Annotated in this window: 23 protein-coding genes and 1 pseudogene; 12 read left to right on the top strand and 12 right to left on the bottom strand. The window is 69.9% G+C overall.

Features of this window, described 5'->3' with window-relative positions; all coding sequences use genetic code 11:
- Window positions 1–25 precede the first annotated feature (25 nt).
- A complete protein-coding gene (locus tag ABZS64_RS05490; protein ID WP_355823508.1) occupies window positions 26–220 on the bottom strand; it encodes a hypothetical protein in 195 nt (64 codons plus the stop codon).
- On the opposite strand from ABZS64_RS05490, the gene ABZS64_RS05495 reads away from it, so the two are divergent.
- Window positions 199–1,581 (top strand): FAD-dependent monooxygenase, encoded by a 1,383-nt coding sequence (locus ABZS64_RS05495; RefSeq protein WP_355824097.1) that lies wholly within the window; start codon window positions 199–201, stop codon window positions 1,579–1,581. The genes ABZS64_RS05490 and ABZS64_RS05495 overlap by 22 nt on opposite strands.
- Here ABZS64_RS05495 and leuE read toward each other — a convergent pair.
- Together leuE and ABZS64_RS05505 are read right to left on the bottom strand one after the other, a co-directional pair.
- On the bottom strand, window positions 1,568–2,221 hold the full coding sequence (gene leuE / locus ABZS64_RS05500) for a leucine efflux protein LeuE (RefSeq protein WP_355823510.1): 654 nt from the start codon (window positions 2,219–2,221) through the stop codon (window positions 1,568–1,570). The two genes, ABZS64_RS05495 and leuE, sit on opposite strands and share 14 nt — an antisense overlap.
- 100 nt (window positions 2,222–2,321) lie before the next feature.
- The gene (locus tag ABZS64_RS05505; RefSeq protein ID WP_355823511.1) at window positions 2,322–3,902 is read right to left on the bottom strand and encodes a methylmalonyl-CoA mutase family protein; all 1,581 of its coding nucleotides are present in this window, start codon (window positions 3,900–3,902) and stop codon (window positions 2,322–2,324) included.
- Between the two features lie 203 nt (window positions 3,903–4,105).
- On the opposite strand from ABZS64_RS05505, the gene ABZS64_RS05510 reads away from it, so the two are divergent.
- Window positions 4,106–4,954 carry a L,D-transpeptidase family protein gene (locus ABZS64_RS05510; RefSeq protein ID WP_355823512.1) on the top strand — a complete coding sequence of 283 codons (849 nt, stop codon included), beginning with the start codon at window positions 4,106–4,108 and terminating at the stop codon, window positions 4,952–4,954.
- 230 nt (window positions 4,955–5,184) lie between these two features.
- On the opposite strand, the gene ABZS64_RS05515 is transcribed toward ABZS64_RS05510, so the two are convergent.
- The 3 genes and pseudogenes from ABZS64_RS05515 to ABZS64_RS05525 form a co-directional block, all read right to left on the bottom strand.
- Window positions 5,185–6,204 (bottom strand): hypothetical protein, encoded by a 1,020-nt coding sequence (locus ABZS64_RS05515; RefSeq protein ID WP_355823514.1) that lies wholly within the window; start codon window positions 6,202–6,204, stop codon window positions 5,185–5,187.
- On the bottom strand, window positions 6,204–6,986 hold the full coding sequence (locus ABZS64_RS05520) for an RNA polymerase sigma factor (protein ID WP_355823516.1): 783 nt from the start codon (window positions 6,984–6,986) through the stop codon (window positions 6,204–6,206). The genes ABZS64_RS05515 and ABZS64_RS05520 overlap by 1 nt, the downstream gene beginning before the upstream one ends.
- Window positions 6,987–7,429: 443 nt before the next feature.
- A pseudogene (locus ABZS64_RS05525) lies at window positions 7,430–7,654 on the bottom strand (RNA polymerase sigma factor); the annotation flags it as partial.
- Between ABZS64_RS05525 and ABZS64_RS05530 the strand changes: the two are divergent.
- A complete protein-coding gene (locus tag ABZS64_RS05530) occupies window positions 7,592–7,786 on the top strand; it encodes a hypothetical protein (RefSeq protein WP_355824136.1) in 195 nt (64 codons plus the stop codon). The pseudogene ABZS64_RS05525 and the gene ABZS64_RS05530 sit on opposite strands and share 63 nt — an antisense overlap.
- A gap of 27 nt (window positions 7,787–7,813) precedes the next feature.
- Here ABZS64_RS05530 and ABZS64_RS05535 read toward each other — a convergent pair whose 3' ends face one another.
- From ABZS64_RS05535 to ABZS64_RS05545, 3 genes are all read right to left on the bottom strand, one after another.
- A complete protein-coding gene (locus ABZS64_RS05535) occupies window positions 7,814–8,398 on the bottom strand; it encodes a hypothetical protein (RefSeq protein ID WP_355823518.1) in 585 nt (194 codons plus the stop codon).
- 358 nt (window positions 8,399–8,756) lie between these two features.
- The gene (locus tag ABZS64_RS05540; RefSeq protein WP_355823520.1) at window positions 8,757–9,386 is read right to left on the bottom strand and encodes a DUF4328 domain-containing protein; all 630 of its coding nucleotides are present in this window, start codon (window positions 9,384–9,386) and stop codon (window positions 8,757–8,759) included.
- A gap of 294 nt (window positions 9,387–9,680) precedes the next feature.
- Entirely contained in the window at window positions 9,681–11,222 is a 1,542-nt protein-coding gene (locus ABZS64_RS05545; protein WP_355824099.1) for a glycoside hydrolase family 20 protein, read from the bottom strand.
- A 362-nt stretch (window positions 11,223–11,584) separates the two neighbouring features.
- Between ABZS64_RS05545 and ABZS64_RS05550 the strand changes: the two genes are divergently transcribed.
- From ABZS64_RS05550 to ABZS64_RS05575, 6 genes are all read left to right on the top strand, one after another.
- A complete protein-coding gene (locus ABZS64_RS05550) occupies window positions 11,585–12,097 on the top strand; it encodes a 2-oxo-4-hydroxy-4-carboxy-5-ureidoimidazoline decarboxylase (RefSeq protein WP_355824101.1) in 513 nt (170 codons plus the stop codon).
- Window positions 12,098–12,264: 167 nt separating this feature from the next.
- Window positions 12,265–12,645, top strand: a complete 381-nt coding sequence (gene sdhC, locus ABZS64_RS05555) for a succinate dehydrogenase, cytochrome b556 subunit (RefSeq protein WP_355823522.1) — start codon at window positions 12,265–12,267, stop codon at window positions 12,643–12,645.
- A gap of 8 nt (window positions 12,646–12,653) precedes the next feature.
- Window positions 12,654–13,130, top strand: coding sequence for a succinate dehydrogenase hydrophobic membrane anchor subunit (locus tag ABZS64_RS05560; RefSeq protein WP_355823525.1), 477 nt, complete (start codon window positions 12,654–12,656; stop codon window positions 13,128–13,130).
- Between the two features lie 20 nt (window positions 13,131–13,150).
- A complete protein-coding gene (gene sdhA, locus ABZS64_RS05565) occupies window positions 13,151–14,905 on the top strand; it encodes a succinate dehydrogenase flavoprotein subunit (protein ID WP_355823528.1) in 1,755 nt (584 codons plus the stop codon).
- The gene (locus ABZS64_RS05570) at window positions 14,905–15,663 is read left to right on the top strand and encodes a succinate dehydrogenase iron-sulfur subunit (RefSeq protein ID WP_355823531.1); all 759 of its coding nucleotides are present in this window, start codon (window positions 14,905–14,907) and stop codon (window positions 15,661–15,663) included. The genes sdhA and ABZS64_RS05570 overlap by 1 nt, the downstream gene beginning before the upstream one ends.
- Before the next feature lie 174 nt (window positions 15,664–15,837).
- Window positions 15,838–16,380 (top strand): hypothetical protein, encoded by a 543-nt coding sequence (locus ABZS64_RS05575; RefSeq protein ID WP_355823533.1) that lies wholly within the window; start codon window positions 15,838–15,840, stop codon window positions 16,378–16,380.
- Window positions 16,381–16,466: 86 nt separating this feature from the next.
- On the opposite strand, the gene ABZS64_RS05580 is transcribed toward ABZS64_RS05575, so the two are convergent.
- Complete coding sequence (locus ABZS64_RS05580) at window positions 16,467–16,766, bottom strand: hypothetical protein (protein WP_355823536.1); 300 nt, start codon at window positions 16,764–16,766, stop codon at window positions 16,467–16,469.
- Between the two features lie 48 nt (window positions 16,767–16,814).
- The gene (locus ABZS64_RS05585; RefSeq protein ID WP_355823539.1) at window positions 16,815–17,258 is read right to left on the bottom strand and encodes an Lrp/AsnC family transcriptional regulator; all 444 of its coding nucleotides are present in this window, start codon (window positions 17,256–17,258) and stop codon (window positions 16,815–16,817) included.
- Window positions 17,259–17,335: 77 nt separating this feature from the next.
- On the opposite strand from ABZS64_RS05585, the gene ABZS64_RS05590 reads away from it, so the two are divergent.
- Complete coding sequence (locus tag ABZS64_RS05590; protein WP_355823542.1) at window positions 17,336–18,283, top strand: SMP-30/gluconolactonase/LRE family protein; 948 nt, start codon at window positions 17,336–17,338, stop codon at window positions 18,281–18,283.
- Here ABZS64_RS05590 and ABZS64_RS05595 read toward each other — a convergent pair.
- On the bottom strand, window positions 18,195–18,749 hold the full coding sequence (locus tag ABZS64_RS05595) for a MarR family transcriptional regulator (RefSeq protein WP_355823545.1): 555 nt from the start codon (window positions 18,747–18,749) through the stop codon (window positions 18,195–18,197). The two genes, ABZS64_RS05590 and ABZS64_RS05595, sit on opposite strands and share 89 nt — an antisense overlap.
- Before the next feature lie 78 nt (window positions 18,750–18,827).
- Between ABZS64_RS05595 and ABZS64_RS05600 the strand changes: the two genes are divergently transcribed.
- Entirely contained in the window at window positions 18,828–20,084 is a 1,257-nt protein-coding gene (locus ABZS64_RS05600) for an MFS transporter (RefSeq protein WP_355823548.1), read from the top strand.
- Window positions 20,081–22,594, top strand: coding sequence for a DUF4132 domain-containing protein (locus ABZS64_RS05605; protein WP_355823550.1), 2,514 nt, complete (start codon window positions 20,081–20,083; stop codon window positions 22,592–22,594). Before ABZS64_RS05600 ends, ABZS64_RS05605 begins: the two co-directional genes overlap by 4 nt.
- Window positions 22,595–22,611 lie beyond the last annotated feature (17 nt).

A 22,611-nucleotide genomic window follows, 5' to 3' on the forward strand; every position in this document is an offset into this window, starting at 1 on the left:
CAAAGCCCGCCCCAGGCGCCACCCGTCAGCCCCGCAGCACCGCCCCCACCCCCGCCACCACCGCGGCCAGCCCCGCCTCGAAGCCCTCGTCGTGGCCGCGGAACATTTCCTCGCCCGCCGCCGTCGCGAGCGGATACTCCGACAGCCGCTCGGCGCGGGCCGCCAGGTCGTACCCTTCCGCGCCCGTCGCCAGGCGTACTGATCGTCGGGGCCGGGCCAACCGGACTCGCCCTCGCCTGTGATCTGGCGCGCCGCGGCGTGCACACCCTCGTCGCCGAGCAGTCGGACGCCCTCTTCCCCGGCTCGCGCGGCAAGGGCATCCAGCCGCGCACCATGGAGGTCCTCGACGACCTGGGCGTGGTGGACGCGGTGCTCGCCGCGGGCGGAACCGCCCCGGTCGGGACGGTCTGGCAGAACGGCACCCGGCAGGGCGAGCGCGACATGTTCGAGCGCCCCGGGCCCACGGACACCGAGCCGTACGGCGAGCCGTGGCTGCTCCCGCAGTGGCGCACCCAGAAGATCCTCCACACTCGCCTGACGGAGCTCGGCGGCAGCGGCGCCTTCGGTACCGCCCTGACGGGAATCACCCAGGACGCCGACGGCGTGAGCGCCGAACTGTCGACCGGGACGGTCCGCGCCGCCTACGCGGTCGCGGCCGACGGCGGCCGCAGCGCGGTACGCCGGGCGCTCGGCATCGCGATGACCGGCGAGGACGTCGACCCGGCGCCGATGCTGGTCGCCGATGTCCGCATTCCCTCGCTGGACCGGCTCAACTGGCACGTCTTCCCCGGTGAGGGCGCCGGCTGTCTCGCCATCTGCCCGCTGCCCGGCACGGACGACTTCCAGCTCGTCGGCCAGTTCACCGAGGGCGAGCCGGACATCTCACCCGGCGGCGTACGAGCCCTGGTCACCGCCCGCACCCATCTGACCGCCGACGAGGTCACCGAGGTGCTGTGGGCATCGGACTTCCGGCCGCGCGCGGCCATGGCCGAGCGCTTCCGCGAAGGGCGGGTGTTCCTGGCGGGCGACGCGGCCCACATCCACTCCCCCGCGGGCGGACAGGGCCTCAACACCAGCGTCCAGGACGCGTACAACCTCGGCTGGAAGCTCGGCCAGGTACTGCGCCACGGCGCGCCCGAGTCACTGCTCGACACCTATGAGCAGGAACGGCTGCCGGTCGCCGCGCAGATGCTCGGCCTCTCGACCCGTATCCACCGCGGCGAGGAACAGCGCGGCGCGGCCACCATGCAGCTGGGCCTCGGCTACCGCGGCGGCCCGCTCGCCTTGGGCGCAGCGGGCGAACTGGAGGCGGGCGACCGTGCCCCGGACGGCCCGCTGCCCGGCGGGCGACGGCTCTTCGATCTCTTCCGCGGCCCGCACTTCACCCTGCTCGCGGTCGGCACGGACGCCGGACTGCCGCCGCTGGAGGGTGAGTTGGTGCCCTCACAGGTGCACGTGCACCGGATCGAGGCGTACGAGCCGTACGGCAAGGGCCTCTTCCTGATCAGGCCCGACGGCTATGTCGGCTGGGCGGGCGAGGACGCCGGCGGCCTGGCCGAGTATCTGCTCAGGTGCTGCTGAGCGAGAGCTTCACCGCGAAGCCGAGGAACAGCGCACCGGCCGCCGACGTCGCCCCCGCCGACAGGCGCTTGCGGCGGTGGAAGGCGGCCGCCAGATGGGTGCCGGTGAAGATCAGCAGGGTCAGATAGAGGAAGCTGGCCAGCTGCGCGAAGACGCCGAGCACCACGAAGGACAGCGCCGGATAGGCGTATCCGGGATCGACGAACTGCACGAAGAAGGCGATGAAGAAGAGGATCGCCTTCGGGTTGAACAGGCTGATCACGAACGCCCGGCGGAACGGCCGCTCGGCGGCGGGCGAGTCCGAGGGAGCCGCCTGCTCGAGCGTCAGCTCACGCCGGGTGCGCCACATCGACCACGCCGCCCGCAGCATCCCGATCGCCAGCCAGGTCAGATACCCGGCGCCCGCGAACTTCACGATCCCGAAGAGCACGGCATTTCCCTGGAGCAGCGAGGCGACGCCCGCCGCGGACAGCACCATCAGCACGGTGTCGCCGCACCACACACCGGCGGCGGCCTTGTAGCCCGTACGCACACCACGGCGTGCGGCGACCGAGAGCACGTACAGCGAGTTCGGCCCCGGCAGCAGAACGATCAGGACAAGGCCTGCGAGATAAGTCGGAAGATCGGTAACACCCAGCATGAGACGGAGTGTCGCACATGGGTACGACACTCCGTCTTTGTGTTTCGTATGGCGGAAACCCGATCAGCCGGCGGAAACCTGATCAGCCCGATCGGCCCGGTCAGAAGGCGTCGGTCGGGACGTACGTCCCCCACACCGCCCGCAGCGCGTCGCACACCTCGCCCACCGTTGCCCGCGCCCTGAGCGCGTCCTTCATCGGGTACAGCACATTGTCCGTGCCCTCGGCGGCCTTCCTCAGTTCCGCGAGCGCCGCGTCGACGGCTGCCTGATCGCGCTCGGCCCGCAGCTTCGCCAGGCGCTCCGCCTGCTGCGCCTCGATCGCCGGGTCGACCCGCAGCGGCTCGTACGGCTCCTCCGCGTCCAGCGTGTAGCGGTTGACGCCGACGACGACCCGTTCGCCGCTGTCGGTCTGCTGCGCGATGCGGTAGGCGCTTCGCTCGATCTCGTTCTTCTGGAAGCCGTGCTCGATCGCGGTGACCGCACCGCCCAGGTCCTCCACCCGCCGCATCAGCGCCAGCGCCGCCTCCTCGACGTCGTCCGTCATCTCCTCGATGACGTACGAACCCGCGAAGGGGTCCACGGTCGCGGTCACATCGGTCTCGTACGCGAGGACCTGCTGCGTCCGCAGGGCGAGCCTGGCCGACTTGTCCGTCGGCAGCGCGATCGCCTCGTCGAAGGAGTTGGTGTGCAGCGACTGGGTGCCGCCGAGGACCGCCGCGAGGCCCTGGACGGCGACGCGCACCAGGTTCACCTCGGGCTGCTGAGCCGTCAGCTGCACCCCGGCCGTCTGGGTGTGGAAGCGCAGCATCAGCGACTTGGGGTTCTTGGCCCCGAACTCCTCACGCATCACGCGGGCCCAGATGCGGCGCGCGGCACGGAACTTGGCGACCTCCTCCAGGATCGTCGTACGGGCGACGAAGAAGAAGGACAGGCGCGGCGCGAAGTCGTCGACGTCCATGCCGGCGGCCACGGCCGTACGGACGTACTCGATGCCGTCCGCGAGCGTGAAGGCGATCTCCTGCGCGGGCGAGGCCCCGGCCTCCGCCATGTGGTAGCCGGAGATCGAGATGGTGTTCCACTTCGGGATCTCGGCCCTGCAGTACTTGAAGATGTCGGCGATGAGCCGCAGCGAGGGCTTGGGCGGGAAGATGTAGGTGCCGCGGGCGATGTACTCCTTGAGCACATCGTTCTGGATGGTGCCGGTGAGCTTGTCCGCGGAGACTCCCTGCTCCTCGCCGACGAGCTGGTACAGCAGCAGGAGCAGCGCGGCGGGGGCGTTGATCGTCATCGAGGTGGAGACCTTGTCCAGCGGAATCCCGCCGAACAGGACACGCATGTCGTCGATCGAGTCGATGGCGACACCGACCTTGCCGACCTCGCCGTGCGCGATCGGCGCATCGCTGTCGTGCCCCATCTGGGTGGGCAGGTCGAAGGCGACCGAGAGGCCCATCGTGCCGTTGGCGATCAGCTGCTTGTAGCGGGCGTTGGACTCGACGGCGGTGCCGAAGCCCGCGTACTGGCGCATCGTCCACGGACGGCCGGTGTACATCGACGGATACACACCGCGGGTGAAGGGGTACGAGCCGGGCTCGCCCAGCTTCTCGGCAGGATCCCAGCCCTCCAGAGCGTCCGGTCCGTAGACCGGTTCGATGGGCAGTCCCGACTCGGACTCGCGCGCCATGTCTGTGCCTCCGCTGAAGCTACTCGTTGGTAACCGACCCTCGCGACGGACTGTAGCGGCGGGCCTTCGACGGGTGGAGAGCCACGCGCTGGGACCTTGCTCACAGCCTGTCCCCACAGCCTCTTCCCCATAATGCGCGGGATTGCGCAACCGGGCAGGGCGGGAATCTGTCTCATGAGGCACAAGAGACAACGGGGGGCGAAATGCTTCGGAAAATCGTCATACGCAGAACACTCGCCGCAGCCGCGGTGCTTGCCGTGACCGCGGGCTGCACGGCCCAGGCCGCGACTCCGGCCGACTCGAGGGGGAGGAGCTCGGCACCCGCGACGGACGCCACAGGGACGCCGTCCGCGTCGGATCCGGCCACACCGTCGGGCAAGCCGAGCGAGAAGCCGAGTGAGTCCGCGTCCTCGAAGCCCGAGGTACTGATGGCGAGGGGCACCAAGAGCGAGCAGGTGCGCGAACTGCAGGCCAGGCTGGCCCAGATCGGCTGGTTCGACGACGCCCCGACCGGCACCTACGGTTCGGTGACGGTCGCCTCGGTCAAGGGCTTCCAGGGCAAGCGGGGGCTGCCGACATCCGGTGACACGGACACCGTGACCTGGCAGCGGCTGCTCGGTATGACGAAGAAGCCGACGCGCGACGAGCTGGCGGGCAGGACGGTCAACAAGCCGTCGGCGAAGCTGGACCCGCGCTGTATGACGGGCCGGGTGATGTGCATCAGCAAGACCAACCGCACGCTCTCCTGGGTGATCAACGGCAAGGTGCAGTCGACGATGGACGTGCGCTTCGGCTCTCAGTACACGCCGACCCGCGAGGGCACGTTCAGCGTGTTCCAGAAGTCCAGGGACCACGTCTCGACGATCTACCACACGTCCATGCCGTACGCGATGTTCTTCAGCGGCGGCCAGGCGGTGCACTACTCCGCGGACTTCGCGGCCCGCGGCTACAACGGCGCCTCGCACGGCTGCGTCAACGTCCGGGACAAGGGAGCGATCGCCTCGCTCTTCAACCAGGTCCACAGCGGCGACAAGGTCGTCATCTACTGGTGAGCCGTGGACGGCCGGCCGAGAAGTGGCGAGAAGTGGTCGAGAAGTTAGGGGCGCGGGCGGGACCGGGGGAACGTGTCCCGCCCGCGCCATTTGCGCCGAGTCGTAGGTACGGGGGGAACCCCGGCTCGGGCGCAGCCGATGACCAGTCGGCTCACTCTGTACTGCGCCAGTGGCTCGAAAAACGTCACACCTGGCGGGTCCGAAACTCGATGCGGACAATAAACCGCAGGTCAGAGCGCGTTCACGGTGCTGCTGGCCGAGGGCAGGGGAGCACTTTCGGACGGCAGCGGCGCGGGCTCGGCAGGCAGGGGCGTCCACGCGACGGGCGGCAGAGAGGCCGTGCCCAAGTGGTCACCGCCGGGGAATCTTGCCCCGCCTGAGCCGCCACCGTCACTGTCGTCACTGTCACCGCCGCCGCTGCCACTGCCGCTCTCGCCGCTGTCGGATCCGCTGCCCTGGGTGTCGCCGCTCAGCAGGCGGTCGCAGAACCGCTCGACGCGGCCTGCCCCCTTGGCCGCGGCCTCCAGCCGCTTCTTGCGGTCCGGAGCGATGTGGCCGCTGCGGTAGTCGCGGCAGGCATCGACCGTCTTGCGGAACCACTCTTCGCGCCGCTTGCGGGACTTGTCGTCGTCGCCCTTCTTACCGGGGTCGCCGTTGGCGCCACCGGCTGCGGGGTCCGGGTGCTTGCTCGCGCCGCTCGCCGGGGGCGAGACCGGCGGTGTGCTGGGCGAGCCCGAGGTGTGCGGAGGCGCCACCGCTCCCCCGCCGGTGGGCGACTCGGAGAGCAGAGGGTCCGGGGACGCGGCCGCCGAGACGGAGGACGCGGGCAGCGGATCGCCGCCGAAGGGGCTGGGCAGGAAGCCCGTGGTCGCGGCGACGGCGACGCCGCCGAGCGCGCAGCCGGCCACCGCGGCGACCAGCCCGAAGCGCACGGGGCGGCCGAAGCGCGCGCCCCGATCGGCGCGTGCGGGGCGTCGCGAGGAAGCCAGCCGTACGGTCCCGATGATGTCGCCCGCGGGCGCCGCAGCGTCCGCCCTGGCTTTGCGGAAGGCAGCCAAGGCGGCCGCCTCACCGCGCATTTCGCCGTCACGGGCGTAGTCGTGGCGCTCGGCCGCGGCTGCCTCGTACAGTGCGCGGGAGAGTCGTGCGGCCTGGATACGGGCGTGTTCGTCTGCGGCCTCGACCGGTTCGCCGCGCAGCAAGCGCTCCGCCGCTTCCCTGTCAAGCCACTCGTACCGCTCGTCGGCCATCACATGTCCTTCTGCGTCCGCAGGCGTGAATCCGTCACACCGGCGGGCGCCGACACGCCCGGCCGCGGGCCGCGCTGCGGCGGTACGCCGTTCAGATCCGCACCCTGCTCGTCGGCCGCCGTGCCCTGGCCCAGGCGCTCCGCGTCGTCGTCCGCGCCGAAGTTTCCGCGCGGCGCGCCGTCCGAACTGTCCGCATAGTCCGGGTTGTCCACGAAGTCAGCGAAATCCGCGCCGTCCGCGCCCAGCAGTTCGGCGAGCCGCTTCAGCCCGCGGTGCGCCGCGGTCCGTACCGCTCCGGGCCGCTTGCCCAGTGTCTTGGCCGCGCTCTTCGCGTCGAGGCCGACGACGACGCGCAGTACGACGGCCTCGGCCTGGTCCTGCGGCAGCTGCGCGATGAGAGCCATGGTGCTGCCGGTGGCGAGCGCCTCCATGGCCTGGTCGGCGGTGTCCGACTCGGCGGGCTTGCCCGTCAGTTCGGTCTCGTCGCCGCCGACGGCGGGGCGGCGGCCGCGCATGCGTATGTGGTCGAGGGCGCGGTTACGGGCGATCCGCGCAGCCCAGCCGCGGAAACGGTCGGCGTCGCCGCTGAACCGGTCGAGGTCGCGGGCTATCTGGAGCCAGGCCTCGGAGGCGACGTCCTCGGCGTCAGGATCGCCGACCAGGGTGCGTACATAGCCGAGCAGCCGCGGGTGCACGGCGCGGTACACAGTCCGGAAGGCGTCTTCGTCCCCGTCCTGTGCCGCGAGCACCGCGGCGGTCAACTCCGCGTCGTCCCCCAGCACTACCCCATACCTGTCCTGAATCGCAGCTGGTCATCACTGCCGCGCCACCCTGCGCGAATGAGCACGCTACGTCCTCCCACCGGGCCGCGTCCACATTTTGTACAACCCGCAACAACATGCTGGCACAGCGGGGTGTGACAGAAAACGCACGCTCGGCGCTGAGAGAAGTACGGGGCCGCTCTGCGGCCCTGGCGAACGACGACCGGGGCCTCTCCTGTGGGGGGTGGCGGCCCCGGTCGTCCTTCCACCTCCAGAACCGCCGGTCAACGGGGCCGAGCCGCGGGGATCTCCCCCCACCGCCCCCGCCGGATGCTGCCCCGTCGTCCTGCCGCCCCGGCTTCCCGGGCTTCTCCGCGGGCTTCCCGTTCGCGGGGTTCTGCGTCCGAAGGGCTCGGCTGGATGTCGTGCATCTCACCCGCCAACAGTCGCTCGCAGTACGCCCGTACAGCCTCCGCCTGCTCGCGCGGCAGACTGCCGATCAACTCGAGAGCCCTCCCGGTGGAGATCGACTCCAGCGCGGCGGCAGCCGTGTCCTGTCCGTCCGGAAGTTCCAGCACGTCCTGTTCCAGTAAGGAGGTGCGCGGACAACGCTTCTGCCTGCGCAGATGGTCCAGGGCCCGGTGCCGGACGATCGTCGCCGTCCAGCCAAGGCGCCGACCATCGCCGTCGTCCTCGGCACCAAGGGCGGCCAGGCCAGCTGCTCGCCCGCCTTCCGCGGCAAGCACGTACAACTCGCCACCGCGTCCGGCAGCTACGGACGCGCCACCTGCACCGGCGAACTGCCCGCCGGCCGGCACTGACCCGGGCGCGTCCTCGATTCCGACGCGTCAGCGCTTGACGCGTGCCCGGCGTGAGACGACCGCGCGCAGCACCCGCTGGCCCTCGGTCGACACATCCAGCGCCTGGCGCAGCCCGACGCCGCCCTGTGCGTCCGCCAGGATCTCCAGTATCTGGATCTGACGGCGCAGTTCACCGGCGACGAGCGGTCCCGCCCCGTCCGGCTCGCCCTCGCGGCAGCGCTTGAGCACGTCGACGACATCGGCTGCGGCGGGCTCGTCGTCCCCGGAGCCCGCGTCGAGTCGGTTGTGGAGTTCGAGCGCGGCGACGGAGCAGTCGTCCGCCCACTCCCGCAGCGGGTCCGCCTCCCACTCCGAGGGAGCGGCGCCGAGCATCTGACGTACGAGCGCGGCCGCTTCGTCCTCGACGGCGGTGTCCTCCATGGTCGCCCTGGCCTCGGCGAGGCGGCCTGACCAGTCCTCCTCGCCGTCCACCAGACCGGCCCACAGCGGACGCAGCGCGTCGGCCTCGGACGCGAGCAGCGGCAGACAGCGGTCCAGGCAGGCGAGCCCGCTCGCAGCCAGGCCTCGCTCATCCGCCTGTGCGATCAATTCCCTCAGGCTCTTCGACGCCACGGACGCCTCCCATCGCGGACGCAGTACTTCCTCTTACTGCGCCCCGTGGCTCGAATGCGTCACTGCGCCGGCCGGGAATCCAGATCCTTCCAGGAATCGGAAGAAAGGTCCCCCGTCAGGCCGCGGGCCGCTTGGCGAAAAGTACTCCCTTCGGTGCTCCGGCCGCCAGCGTCTCGGCGGCCTGATCCGGAACACCTTTCGCATGCCGATCGCACACATATACGCCACACCTCTGTTACATTCTGGCCACCTGGAACTCGGCCTGCAGAGCGTCCTGTTGGGATCGCCGCGGCTCAAGACCCGCGGTATGAGCCCGCGCACCCCCGGGCGGGCTCACACCGTGACCTGCTCCCGGGACCTACTTCGCAATCCGTTCCGCAACCTGTTCCGCGATCCGTTCCGCCCTGCGCGCCGCCTTGACGCACTGCATGCGCGTCAGCCTGCGGACGACGACGATCGCCAGCAGCGCGGCCACGATGTCGACGAGGCCACCGAGGACGAAGGCGTACGCCCCCGCCTCGTAGGCGTCCGGAGTGTCGGCCGAGTCGTACTGTCTGCCCGCGACCGGATTGATCAGATTCGAGGCGAGCCACGCGATCCACCAGGCGTTGACGACAGTCTGCGGCTCCTGCTTCCCCGTTCCGTACGGGTCCAGCCGGCTCGCCGCCCAGATGTCGGCGGTGATCGCGCGCGGGATGTAGAGATTCCCGAACGGGACGAACCAGCCTCCGGTCGCCCAGCCCGGGCCGCGCCGCTGGAGATCCGGCGCGAAGACACCTGCGTTGTCCCGTACCCGCTGGAACCAGACGAGGAAGGCGACCACGGTGGCGAGCTGCGCGATCCCCTGAATGGTTCCCGCGGCGTCCGTCACCGACGTGGCCCGCTCCAGGTCCATGTCCGTGTGGGCCGTGCTAGCCAGGTTCCTCAGACCGACCGCGGCCACGACGGAGAAGGTGTCGGTCGCGATGACGAGGCAGAGCAGCGCCACGACGGCGTACGAACTGCCTACCGGAGAGCACAGAACACCCCGTGGCTGCAGGGCGGGCGGTGTGATGTCGACCGCGGGGACCGAGCAGGCCGCGCAGAGTCCTTCAGCGTTCGCCGCCTCATCGGTCCGGCATTTCGAGCAGAGCATGGCTGAGCAGCCCCCCACGGGTGCGAAGACGCCCCTCCCCAGAGGCGTCGCGGAGATCGGGCCGCACAGTGTGCGGCCGCCCGCGGAAGATATGTCTCAGGGGAAGGTGCCGTCCACCATGAACTCGCAGTTCAGCGAACCCGCAGTTCAGCTCAGCTTCCCGGCCAGCAGCTCGAACTGCTGCCAGCTCCTGGCGGGCGTGCGCGGGTCCCACAGTTTCTGGGCCGTCGCCCGCAGCGGCATCGCGATGCCGCGCGCCACCTGCGCCTGGGTCTGAGAGTTGGAGAGGTCGCACCAGACGGCGAACCGGCCGCCAAGGATCTGGGACGAGTACTTCCGTGGCACCGGCTGGGTGCCACGGATCACGAACGGCGTCCACTGCTCGTAGATCCGGCGGCCCGTCGGATAGACGAAGGTCTGCGGCTGGCCGAGCACGTAGTACAGGTACTCGTCGTTGACGTTGACCAGCCGTCGGCCCTCCTGCAGATACTCCAGCGGCGGCCGCGCCCCGATCTCCTTGCCCGTCCAGTACTCGACTTCGAGGTCCTTGTCCGCGTTGACCACACCGCCCCGGAAGAAGCCGTCGTTCCAGGCCTTGAGCTTGCTGCCCAGGGGGCGCACCACCGCCGCCCGGTCGTTCACCCATGCGGTCGCGAGGTCCTGGACCCGCGCCTGGGGCCCGAAGTCCTGGCGGGCGATCGCCGCCAGCTGCGGGAAGGACGCCTCCGGGTTCTTCCTGGTCAGCGCCTGGTACTCGTCACCGCCGAGATGCCAGTACGCGCCGGGGAACAGTTCCGCGTACTCCTTCAGCAGCTCGTCCACGATCTGGGCCGACGCGGGCTGCCCGATGTCGATCGCCCCGCGCACGGGGCTGCCCGCGGCGTCCCGCAGCTGGAGCTGGGGATGCGCGGCCAGCACGGCGCCCAGATGCCCCGGGGAGTCGATCTCGGGGATGACCGTGATGTGCAGCCGCGCGGCCAGGTCGATGATCCGCCGGACCTCGGCCTTGGTCAGGTGCTCGCGCGAGACGATCTCGGGGTGCGAGTCGGACTCGATACGGAAGCCCTGGTCGTCGGAGAAGTGCAGGCCGAGCTGATTGAGCTTGATGTCTGCCATCTCGCGCAGCCGGTCCTCGATCCAGGCGGCGGAGAAGTGCTTGCGCGCGATGTCGACCATCAGCCCGCGCTGCGGCCGGTCGGGCCGGTCGCGTATGACGCCCTCGGGCATCGCGCCGCCGGACTTCACCGCCTGCTTGAGCGTGCGGGTCCCGTAGAAGACCCCTGCCTCGTCGGGACCGGTGATTCTGACCCGGCCGCCGGTGGTGAGGGCGGTGTACGACGCGGGCTCACCCGCTGCCCCGAGAGCCAGCTCGACGTCGCCCGCACGGGCGGCCACCGCGCCGCGGTAGCCGAGCTTCAGCTCGTCGGCGAGCAGCTTGCCCTCGTCGGCGAGCGCTTCGCTTCCCTTGGCGACGACGACTCCACCACCGGGCCCGGGCCTCCAGCCCGGCCCCCGGGCCGCCTCGTGCGTGCGTACGGAGGGGATGGTGGCGGGCGCCTTGGAGAGGGGGTACGTCCGGGAGGGCGACGGCGTGGGTGACGGGCTCGCGGCGGCGGGGGCCTTGGAGCCGCTGCGCGCCTGGCCACCCGTGGTGGCGGGTTCGTCGCTCGAGCAGCCGGTCAGCGTCATCGAGAAGGCCGCTGCCGCGGCGAGGAACGCCCCGGTGAACCGGGCGCGCCCAAAGTGCCGTATCACTCGGATACCTCCCATATGTGGCGTAACTACGGCGAAGCACCCCCACCATCGTCCATCACATGAGCCGAAACTCTCCCGTCCGGGTGAAAATCGCGCATCCGTCGGACAGCTTCCGGCAGCCGCCGATAGCGTTACGACTCATCCATCACAGGCTTCCCAGTCGTCCCGCTGTCCTTTTCGAGGAGCCCACGCTGTCCAGCGAATCCCACGCCGGCCTCCCGAAGCGACCGCCGACACTCCACCACACTCAGCGCACACTCGCCCCTTCGGCCATACCTGCCACGCTCTCCCCGCAGCTGCCCGGCCAGCGCGACGGTGAACCCGGTCTGGAGCGCTTCAACACCTCAGCCGCCGACGTTGCCGAAACGACCCTTCTCGCCTGCTGCGGCAGCATCCGCTGGGCCCAACGGCTGGTCGCCCACCGCCCCTACCCCGATCTCGACGCCCTTCTCGCCGCCGCCGACGAGGCCAGTTACGACCTCCGCCCCGCCGACCTCGCCGAGGCCCTCGCCGATGAGTACTCCGCAGGTCTGCACCCGGGCGCGCCCCAGGCCGCTCACACCGCGCTGGCCGCCGCCCACGCCGCGTACGAGAGCCGCTTCGGCCACGCCTTCGTGATCTGCCTCGACGGACACCGCCCCGAGGAGTACCTGGACCAGGTCCTGGCCGGTATCCGCGCCCGGCTCGGTCACGAACCGGACGAGGAGCGGGCCGTCTCCGCCGAGCAGCTGCGCGGCCTCGCCCGCTCCCGACTGGCGCATGTAGTGGCCAACCATCCGGAATCAGACGTGGCAGGGGCTTCCCGATAGCCCGTCCGAGGCTGTTTGATTGCCTGTTTGATCACACCTATGGACCCCGGGCGAGCGAACCGACAACTCGTCGCTACGATGGCCAGGGCCGGTGGACCGTACCCGGCCGGGCCAGACCGACAGAGAAGCCGGCATGGCCCCAATCCCCGCTCCCGGAGGGTTCTTCCGTGCCGGCTGGAACGCTGTACCGCGGCCGGGAAGGAATGTGGTCCTGGGTGGCTCATCGAGTCACCGGCGTCCTCATCTTCTTCTTCCTGTTCGTACACGTGCTGGACACCGCTCTCGTCCGCGTCTCGCCCGAGGCCTATGACGATGTCGTTGCCACGTACAAGACGCCGATCGTCGCGCTGCTCGAATACGGCCTGGTGGCCGCAATTCTCTTCCACGCGCTCAACGGCCTGCGTGTCATCGCCGTGGACTTCTGGTCCAAGGGCCCGCGCTACCAGAAGCAGATGCTCTGGAGCGTTGTGGCCATCTGGTTCGTGCTGATGGTGGGTGCCCTTTACCCGGTGCTCGGCCACGCCGTCCGTGAACTGTTCGGGAGCTGACGCCAGACATGTCCGCTGACACCACCTCCTCCGTCGGCCCCGTCGAGGGCGCGAGCCTGTACGACGCCGACAACCCGGCCCCGTACATCGAGGCCCCGCGCAAGCGCACCGGCAAGACCCCGAAGGCCACCCGCGGCAACTTCGAGATGGCCGCATGGCTCTTCATGCGCCTGTCCGGCGTCGTCCTGGTCGTCCTGGTCCTCGGCCACCTGCTGATCCAGCTGGTGCTGGACGGCGGCGTCTCCAAGATCGGCTTCGCCTTCGTGGCCGGCCGCTGGGCGTCCCCGTTCTGGCAGGTCTGGGATCTGCTGATGCTGTGGCTCGCGATGCTGCACGGCGCCAATGGCCTGCGTACCGTCATCAATGACTACGCCGAGCGCGCCAACACGCGCCTGTGGCTCAAGGGCCTGCTGTACACCGCCACGGTGTTCACCATCCTTCTGGGCACGCTGGTGATCTTCACCTTCGACCCGAACATCCGCTAAAGCCGGGGCTGACGAGACCAATGAAGATCCACAAGTACGACACCGTCATCGTCGGAGCGGGCGGCGCCGGCATGCGCGCGGCCATCGAGTCGACCAAGCGCAGCCGTACCGCCGTACTGACGAAGCTCTACCCCACTCGCTCCCACACGGGCGCCGCGCAGGGCGGCATGGCCGCCGCGCTCGCCAATGTGGAGGAGGACAACTGGGAGTGGCACACCTTCGACACGGTCAAGGGCGGTGACTACCTGGTCGACCAGGACGCCGCCGAGATCCTGGCGAAGGAGGCCATCGACGCGGTCCTGGACCTCGAGAAGATGGGCCTGCCGTTCAACCGCACCCCGAACGGCACCATCGACCAGCGCCGCTTCGGCGGCCACTCGCGCAACCACGGCGAGGCGCCGGTCCGCCGGTCCTGCTACGCCGCGGACCGCACCGGCCACATGATCCTCCAGACGCTGTACCAGAACTGCGTCAAGGAGGGCGTGGAGTTCTTCAACGAGTTCTACGTCCTGGACCAGCTGATCACCGAGGTCGACGGCGTCAAGAAGTCGGCGGGCGTGGTCGCCTTCGAGCTGGCCACCGGCGAGATCCACATCTTCCAGGCGAAGGCCGTCATCTACGCCTCTGGCGGCACCGGCAAGTTCTTCAAGGTGACTTCCAACGCGCACACGCTGACCGGTGACGGGCAGGCCGCCTGCTACCGGCGCGGGCTGCCGCTGGAGGACATGGAGTTCTTCCAGTTCCACCCGACGGGCATCTGGCGCATGGGCATCCTCCTCACCGAGGGCGCCCGCGGCGAGGGCGGCATCCTTCGCAACAAGGACGGCGAGCGCTTCATGGAGAAGTACGCGCCAGTCATGAAGGACCTCGCCTCGCGTGACGTCGTCTCGCGCTCCATCTACACGGAGATCCGCGAGGGCCGCGGCTGCGGTCCCGAGGGCGACCACGTCTACCTGGACCTCACCCACCTGCCGCCGGAGCAGCTGGACGCGAAGCTCCCGGACATCACCGAGTTCGCGCGTACGTACCTCGGCATCGAGCCCTACACGGACCCGATCCCGATCCAGCCGACCGCGCACTACGCCATGGGCGGCATCCCGACCAACGTCCAGGGTGAGGTCCTTCGGGACAACACCACCGTCGTCCCGGGTCTGTACGCCGCCGGTGAGGTCGCCTGCGTCTCGGTGCACGGCGCCAACCGCCTGGGCACCAACTCGCTGCTCGACATCAACGTGTTCGGCAAGCGCGCCGGTATCGCCGCCGCCGAGTACTCCGCGAAGCACGACCACGTCGAGCTTCCCGAGAACCCGGCCTCGCTGGTCGAGGAGCAGGTCGAGCGGCTGCGCAGCTCCACGGGCAAGGAGCGGGTCGCGGACATCCGCCGCGAGCTGCAGGAGACCATGGACGCCAATGTCATGGTCTTCCGCACCGAGCAGACGATCAAGACCGCAGTCGAGAAGATCGGCGAGCTGCGCGACCGCTACAAGAACGTGTCCATCCAGGACAAGGGCAAGCGCTTCAACACGGACCTGCTCGAGGCCGTCGAGCTGGGCAACCTGCTCGACCTGGCCGAGGTCATGGCCGTCTCGGCGCTGGCCCGCAAGGAATCCCGCGGCGGTCACTACCGCGAGGACTTCCCGAACCGCGACGACGTCAACTTCATGCGCCACACCATGGCGTACCGCGAGGTGGGCGACGACGGCGTCGAGTCGATCCGGCTCGACTACAAGCCGGTCGTCCAGACCCGCTACCAGCCGATGGAGCGTAAGTACTGATGGCTACCCCGACTCTGGACAAGGTCGAGGCGGAGGCTGCGGCCTCCCCGTACATCACGGTCACCTTCCGGATCCGCCGCTTCAACCCCGAGGTCTCCGACGAGGCCCAGTGGCAGGACTTCCAGATCGAGATCGACCCGAAGGAGCGTGTGCTCGACGGTCTCCACAAGATCAAGTGGGACGTCGACGGCACGCTCACCTTCCGGCGCTCCTGCGCGCACGGCATCTGCGGCTCCGACGCGATGCGGATCAACGGCAGGAACAGGCTCGCCTGCAAGACGCTGATCAAGGACCTCAACCCGGACAAGCCGATCACGGTCGAGGCCATCAAGGGCCTGACGGTCCTCAAGGACCTGGTCGTGGACATGGAGCCGTTCTTCCAGGCGTACCGCGATGTGATGCCCTTCCTGATCACGTCCGGCAACGAGCCGACGCGTGAGCGTCTGCAGACCGCCGAGGACCGCGAGCGCTTCGACGACACCACCAAGTGCATCCTGTGCGCCGCGTGCACGTCCTCGTGCCCGGTGTTCTGGAACGACGGCCAGTACTTCGGCCCGGCGGCGATCGTCAACGCGCACCGCTTCATCTTCGACTCGCGTGACGAGGCCGGGGAGCAGCGCCTGGAGATCCTCAACGACAAGGACGGCGTGTGGCGTTGCCGCACGACGTTCAACTGCACGGACGCCTGCCCGCGCGGTATCGAGGTCACCAAGGCGATCCAGGAAGTGAAGCGCGCGCTGATCACGCGTCGCTTCTGACCACCTCGCTTCTGACCGACGGCGGTTCTGACGCTTGGCACCGGGCCCCGTCTCACCTTCGCGTGAGGCGGGGCCCTTTGGCACCCTTTGGCGCCCGGACTTCACCGGGCGATGCGATACCTGGCAGGATCGGGGAACGTCTGACATGAGCAGCAGGAAAGCGGGGACGAGAGCATGAGCGAGCCGAATCCGTACGCGGACGGAGAGCCCGAGTACAAGTGGGGGCCGACACAGCCTCCGGGAGGGACGCCGGCATACGGCTACCCGAACCAGGCGCCGGGGTACGGCTATCCCCCCAACCAGGCCCCCGACTACAGCCAGACGCAGCCCGCTCTCCCCGTACCGGCCGGGGCTCCGACTCCGATGGGCGGGGCGCCCCTGGTGTCGATCGGCGACATCACCGTCATGGGCGACTCGATCGTGACTCCCGCGGGCACGCTGCCGCTGCGGGGCTCGGTGTGGAACGCCACCGACATGTCGCGCACCGAGGAGAAGATGCCGACGCACGCCATCGTGCTCGCGATCGTCTTCTTCATCTTCTGTCTGCTGGGGCTGCTGTTCCTGCTGATGAAGGAGAGGCAGACCACCGGCTTCATCCAGGTCACGGTGACGAGCGGCGGCAAGCACCACTCGACGATGATCCAGGCCCGTGGCCCTGAGACGTTCCAGCAGGTCATGGGACAGATCAACTACGCGCGCTCGCTTGCCAGCATGTAGTGCCCAGCATCCCGTCGCCCTCGAAGGGGAGAAGGCCGGGGGCGGCGGAGGCGGCGGGCTTCGCCACGATGCGCTCCGGCTCATCGTCATCCCCCCACCAGCGGCACGAGCCTGAGAAAGACGACCTCCGTGCGCGGACCCAGGTCGACGAGCTCGTCCAGCTCCTCGATCTGCCGGTCCCCGACCAGCACCAGGAAGCCGTTGCGCCCGAACGCCTCGACGGCGCGGTCGTAGGCGCGGTCGGTGTCATCGCCGTCCGGAGCCTCCTCAAGAACCCTGCGCCGGATCAACTCGCGCAGCGCGAGGCGTTCTTCCGCGATGTCCAGGCCCAGGGCATCGCGGCGTTCCCCCGAGGTCGTCTCGTCGACGAAGGTCACCATTGCCATGCCGAGAACAGTAGAAGCCACCACTGACAGTCGGGCCGGGGGTCGGGGTCAGCCCGTCCGCGGGGAGACGGGACGCTCGAAGAACGTCTCAAGCGAGACCGTGGCCTGCGTGCCGCTCACGCCGTCGATGGCGTACAACCGCCGCAGCACGTCCTGAAGTTGCTCGGTCGTGGCCGTGCGCACCTTGACCAGTACCGAGGCGCTGCCCGCGATGATGTGCGCCTCCTGGATCTCGGGGATGGCGGCGAAGGCCGCGCCCGACTCCCCCATCCACGCCGACGACTCGACCATGACGAAGGCGAGCACGCCCTGCCCGAGCGCGGCCGCGTCCACCTCGACCGTCGTACGGCGGATGACTCCGCGCTCGCGCAGCTTGCGTACCCGCTCGTGCGCCGCGCCTGCCGAGAGACCTACGGCCTTGCCCAGCGCGGCGTAAGCCTGGGTGGCGTCCTGCTGAAGCAGCGCCACGAGCTCACGATCAATGTCATCCACGCTTGCGACCATACCTCATTCCGGGATATGCATATCAGGCCGAAGCTCATTCAGTTGAATGCTTGGAGGGCCTGACCATGTCCACCGTCGATGACTCCTCGATATACGAGATCCTGGACGACCGCTTCCGCACCGGACGCTGCACCAACGGCGATGCGCGCCTGGAGCAGCTCCACGGTGACTGCCGCTGGGCCGAAGGCCCGCTCTATCTGCCCGCCTGGCGACAGCTGATCTGGAGCGACATCCCCAACGACCGCATGCTGCGCTGGGACGAGGCCACCGGCGCGATCACCCTCTTCCGCTCCCCGGCCGGACACAGCAACGGCAACACGCTCGACCGCGAGGGCCGGCTGATCTCCTGCGAGCAGGGCAACCGCCGCGTCACCCGCACCGAGCCGGACGGCAGGCTCACCGTCCTGGCCGACCGCTTCGAGGGCAAGCGCCTCAACAGCCCGAACGACGCGGCCGTACGGTCCGACGGCTCCATCTGGTTCTCCGACCCCGACTTCGGCATCACGAGCGACTACGAGGGCTTTCGCGCCGAGAGCGAGATCGGCGCGTGCAACGTCTACCGCGTCGACCCGGCGACGGGCGAGGTCCGGCTGGTCGCGGACGGATTCGGCGGTCCGAACGGCCTGGTCTTCTCGCCCGACGAGCGGCAGTTGTACGTCTCCGACACCCGCGCCGGCCAGATCCGCGTCTTCGACGTACGCGAGAACGGCACCCTGTCCGACGGCAAGGTCTTCGCCGAAGTGACGGACGATGTCAGCCGTTTCGACAACATCCGCTTCGACGACGAGGGCCGCCTGTGGGCGGCGGCCATGGACGGCGGGGTGCACTGCTACGACTCGGACGGCACCCTCATCGGCAGGCTCCGCGTTCCCGAGGCGGTCTCCAACATCGCCTTCGGCGGCCCGAAGAACAACCGCCTGTTCATCACGGCGACGACGAGTCTGTACTCGTTGGTGATGGCGGTGACGGGGGCTCCGCGGATCCGCCGGCCGGAGCTTCCGCGGCCAGCATGATGCGGCGGAGCATGTCGTTCAGCTGACGGCGCTCGTCCTTGTCGAGGACGGCGAGCAGCCGGTACTCCTCGTCGCCCAGTACGTCCATGGCGCCCAGCCAGGTCGCCCGCCCCGCGTCGGTGAGCTCGACGTCGACGCGGCGGCGGTCGGACGCGGAGGGCGTGCGGCGGACGAAGCCACGGCGTTCGAGCGCGTCCAGGCGGCCGGTGACTGAGGCGGGGGCGAGGTCGAGGTCGGCGGCGAGTTCGGAGGGTGCCGCCGTGCCGCCGCGCCCGGCGAGTTTGTGGAGCGTGTCGAACTCGGGGCGGTCCAGGTCGAAGTCGACCAGGGACTGTTCGCGGACCCGTCGCAGATGGACGGAGAGCTTCTTCATCCGGGTGACCGCGCCCTCGATGTCGGGGTCGAGGTCGGGCAACACGGGCTTCCAGCGCGCCACATGTTCGTCGGTCCAGTCGCGGTGCTCCATGGCGACGATGGTACGCAGATCCTTCGGCAGGAGATATTTCGTTGCCAAACTATTCGGTAGCGAAATACCCTGCCGGGCATGGCTCACCCCATGCGCACGCGCGCCTTCCGACTGCTCTTCCTCGGCCGCACGCTCTCCCTCCTCGGAGACTCCGCGATCCCCGCCGCCCTCGCCCTCGCCGTGTACGAGGCCACCGGCTCGACAAGCGCGCTCGCCCTCGTCCTGGGCTGCGCGATGGTGCCCAAACTTCTGCTGCTGCCGCTCGGCGGCGTGGTCGGCGACCGTTTCAACGCCCGTACGGTCGCGCTCACCACCGATGTCGTACGGTGCCTCACCCAGCTCCTCGTGGGAGCCGAACTCCTCGGTGGCGAGCCGCGGCTGTGGCACATCGCCGCCGCCGAGGCGGTCGGCGGTGCGGCCGGAGCGTTCGCGATGCCGACCGTGTCACCGCTGATCACCGGCACGGTGCGCGAAGAGGGGCTCGCGAAGGCCAACGCCCTGATGGGAGTTGCACAGAGTGCGACCCGGCTCGGCGGGCCCGCGCTCGCCGGGGTCCTCATCTACACCGTCGGGCAGGGCTGGGCCTTCGTACTCGACGGGGCGAGCTTCGCGGTCAGCGCCCTGCTCCTTGCGGCGATCCGGGTCCGCCATCTGCCCATACCGCGCCGCTCGCTGCTCGCCGACCTCAAGGAGGGCTGGAGCGAGGTCCGTTCCCGCGACTGGTACTGGACCAGCCTTGTCGCGCACGCCGCCTGGAACGGCGCGGCCGCCGTGCTGATGACGCTCGGACCGGCCATCGCCGTACGGGAATTGGGCGGCAAGGGGACCTGGGTCGTGCTGTTGCAGACCGGCGCCGCCGGACTCCTGCTCGGTTCGATCGCGGCGGGGCGGGCGCGGCCCAAGCGGCCTGTACTGATGGCCAATCTGGGGCTCGCGACCTATGTGCTGCCGCTCGGGCTGCTTGCGCTGTCCGCGCCCGCCCCGGCGACCATCGCGGCGTACGGCGTCGCCCAGGCCGGGCTCGGCTTCCTCTCCCCCATCTGGGAGACCTCGGTCCAGAAAGCGATCCCGGCGCACGCGCTGGCCCGGGTCTCCTCGTACGACTGGCTCCTCTCACTCGCGGCGATGCCGCTCGGCTATGCACTCGCACCGCTCGCGGCCGAGGCCTGGGGCCCCGCGGTGCCGCTCACGGTCGCGGCGGTCGTCGTGGGTGTGGCCTGCCTGGGTACGGCCGCGGTGCCGGGAGTGCGGCGGTTCGGGGTCACCGACCCGATTGTCAGTGGTGGGCCGTACCGTCAGGAGGAGTTGAGCTCGGGGAGGGGACCGGCACGATGACGGTGATCACGGACGGCCTGGAGACCAGGCTGTACGAGGCGGGGGTACGTCAGCGCAACCACGGCGGTGCGCCGGTGCGGGAGCTGCTGGAGTCCCTGACGCCCGACCAGCGCCGACGCGCCGCGCTCTGGATACACCGCAATCTGTGCCACGGCGGCGCCGGCCGCGACTGCGACTGGGCAGTGCCCTGGCTTTCACAACAGAACCTCGGCTGGACCACCGAGGAGGCCGACGAGCTGCTGCGGCGCCTGGTGGGGGCGGACGCGCTGGTCGATCCGGGGCAGCTGCTCCAGCAGTTCGGGGCGCTCACCCGACTGCCGCTGGCCGCGGCGGAGGAGGCGGGCAGCCACGACCGGCGGCTGCTGCGGGATGTGCGTCAGGCATCCCTGTCGGCCTGGGGAGGCCAGGAAGAGGGATCCGAGAACGTCACGATGCGGGCGCGTCTCGACGCCCTCATCGGGCCGGAGACGTCCGACGGCACCGGGCTGCCGCCGGTACTGCTCGACGACGAGGACGAGTTCGGGCCGCAGATGCGCACGGAACACCCAGAGCTGCTCGCCGCGCCCGGAGCCGCCGCACTCCTGGAGCACTGCGCGGCGCAGGGCAATGTGCGGGCGACCAAGCGGTGGCGCAAGCAGACCACAGCGCTCCTCGCGGACATGCAGCGGGGCGAGGAGACAGTGCGGGCACTGTTGGAAGGGATGGCCGGCCAGCGGGAGCATCCGGTGGCGGCGCCCGACTGGGTCGGCCGGCACACCGTGCCGGGGATCGCCGCCGAGGGCAACACCCGGCTGATGCGCGGGCTGCTGTGGGCCGCCGCAGGCATCGAGGCGGACTGGGTGGTGCCCGCTGTCGGTGCGGTCGCGCTCAACTCCGGTACGGGTACGGGCGGTTCGGGTGGCTACTGCCGCAGCGGCCGGATGGCGACCACGGCGGTCGCGGTCCTCGGCGACTTCGGCGGTACGCAGGGCGAGCAGGCCGTCGACTGGCTCGGCCGCATACAGCGCAGGATCCGCAACCGCACCGTGGCCAAGGGGATCACCGCCGCCCTGCAGGCCGTGGCCGAGCGCGGCGGGATCACCCCGTCCATGGTCAGGGAGCGGGCCGTGCCGTCCGTGGGCCTCGATGCGCGCGGCATCCGGGAGGAGCCGCTCGGCGCGTACACAGCGGTGCTGTCGGTTGCGGCGGCCGGGTCGCCCGCGCTCTCGTTCCGGGGGCCGCAGGGCCGGGTGCTGAAGTCCGCGCCGAAGGCGGTCCGCGAGGAGTTCGGCGAGCAACTGACCGACATCCGCTCCGCGTTGAAGCAGCTGCGCTCGCTGATGCCGGTCGAGCGCGCCCGGCTGGAGGAGCATCTGATGGCGGGCACCCTCTGGGCGGCCGTCGACTGGGAGCGGTACTACATCGACCATCCCGTGACCGGCACGATGGCCCGCACCCTGATCTGGGAGGCGAGCGCGGACGGGGGCGAGATGTGGTCGGCCGGGCTGCCGGAGCGTACGGCGGGCGGCTGGGCGCTGGCCGGGGCGGACGGCACGGCCGTCCCGGTGACGGACGGGGCCGTGCTGCGGCTCTGGCATCCGGTGCGGGCGGACGCCGACGAGATACGGATCTGGCGCGAGGAGCTCACCGATCGCGAGCTGCGTCAGCCGTTCAAGCAGGCCTTCCGGGAGGTCTATCCGCTCACCCCCGCCGAGGAGGAGACCCGCACCTACTCCAACCGCTTCGCCGGCCACGTCCTGCGCTACAACCAGGCGAAGGCGCTCATGGTGGAGCGCGGCTGGACGGGAAGCCATCTGGGGCACTTCGGCGACGGATACGCGGCCGAGATGCTTCGGGAACTGCCGCGCGCCGGTGAACTGACCATGAGTGAGGGCGAGTTCTGGCGGGCCAGGTTCTACATCGAGCTGGTCGAGCAGCAGTCGGACGGCGGGTTGGCATCCCTGTGCTCCACGGACCAGCTGCGCTTCGAGCGGCGGCGCGGGGCGCGCGGTCCGTGGGAGCTCGCCGACCTCGCCGCCGTACCGCCGCTGGTGCTGACGGAGGCGATGCGGGACGTCGATCTCTTCGTGGGAGTCGCGTCGATCGGGGCGGATCCGCAGTGGCGGGACCGCGGCGAGGAGCGAGCGTACGACGGGTACTGGGAGAGCTGGGCGTTCGGCGAGCTGACCGAGTCGGCCCGAATACGGCGCCAGTCGCTGGCCCGTCTGCTGCCGCGCACCCGGATCGCCGACCGCGTGGAGCTCACGGACCGCTTTCTCACGGTGCGCGGTGAGCTCCGCACGTACAAGATCCATCTGGGCTCGGGGAACATCCTGATGGAGCCCAATGACGCGTATCTCTGCATCGTGGTGGACCGTTCGGCGTCCGGCGCGAGCGGGGAGCGGCTCTTCCTGCCCTTCGAGGAGGACGGCGGGCTGCTGTCGCTGATCATGTCGAAGGCACTTCTACTGGCGGACGACGCGAGGATCACCGACCGCACGATCGCGGCCCAGTTGAGGCGCGACGCGTAGGCGGCACCTGACACCCG

This window comes from Streptomyces sp. NPDC005408 (assembly GCF_040606445.1).
Lineage (GTDB): Bacteria > Actinomycetota > Actinomycetes > Streptomycetales > Streptomycetaceae > Streptomyces.

Excerpts from the sequence above, each read along its gene's own strand:
- leuE (WP_355823510.1), bottom strand. The coding sequence starts at position 2,221 with ATGCTGGGTGTTACCGATCTTCCGACTTATCTCGCAGGCCTTGTCCTG.
- ABZS64_RS05505 (WP_355823511.1), bottom strand. The coding sequence starts at position 3,902 with ATGGCGCGCGAGTCCGAGTCGGGACTGCCCATCGAACCGGTCTACGGA.
- ABZS64_RS05510 (WP_355823512.1), top strand. The coding sequence starts at position 4,106 with ATGCTTCGGAAAATCGTCATACGCAGAACACTCGCCGCAGCCGCGGTG.
- ABZS64_RS05515 (WP_355823514.1), bottom strand. The coding sequence starts at position 6,204 with ATGGCCGACGAGCGGTACGAGTGGCTTGACAGGGAAGCGGCGGAGCGC.
- ABZS64_RS05530 (WP_355824136.1), top strand. The coding sequence starts at position 7,592 with ATGGTCCAGGGCCCGGTGCCGGACGATCGTCGCCGTCCAGCCAAGGCG.
- ABZS64_RS05545 (WP_355824099.1), bottom strand. The coding sequence starts at position 11,222 with ATGACGCTGACCGGCTGCTCGAGCGACGAACCCGCCACCACGGGTGGC.
- ABZS64_RS05560 (WP_355823525.1), top strand. The coding sequence starts at position 12,654 with ATGTCCGCTGACACCACCTCCTCCGTCGGCCCCGTCGAGGGCGCGAGC.
- sdhA (WP_355823528.1), top strand. The coding sequence starts at position 13,151 with ATGAAGATCCACAAGTACGACACCGTCATCGTCGGAGCGGGCGGCGCC.
- ABZS64_RS05570 (WP_355823531.1), top strand. The coding sequence starts at position 14,905 with ATGGCTACCCCGACTCTGGACAAGGTCGAGGCGGAGGCTGCGGCCTCC.
- ABZS64_RS05575 (WP_355823533.1), top strand. The coding sequence starts at position 15,838 with ATGAGCGAGCCGAATCCGTACGCGGACGGAGAGCCCGAGTACAAGTGG.
- ABZS64_RS05580 (WP_355823536.1), bottom strand. The coding sequence starts at position 16,766 with ATGGCAATGGTGACCTTCGTCGACGAGACGACCTCGGGGGAACGCCGC.
- ABZS64_RS05590 (WP_355823542.1), top strand. The coding sequence starts at position 17,336 with ATGTCCACCGTCGATGACTCCTCGATATACGAGATCCTGGACGACCGC.
- ABZS64_RS05595 (WP_355823545.1), bottom strand. The coding sequence starts at position 18,749 with ATGGAGCACCGCGACTGGACCGACGAACATGTGGCGCGCTGGAAGCCC.
- ABZS64_RS05600 (WP_355823548.1), top strand. The coding sequence starts at position 18,828 with ATGGCTCACCCCATGCGCACGCGCGCCTTCCGACTGCTCTTCCTCGGC.
- ABZS64_RS05605 (WP_355823550.1), top strand. The coding sequence starts at position 20,081 with ATGACGGTGATCACGGACGGCCTGGAGACCAGGCTGTACGAGGCGGGG.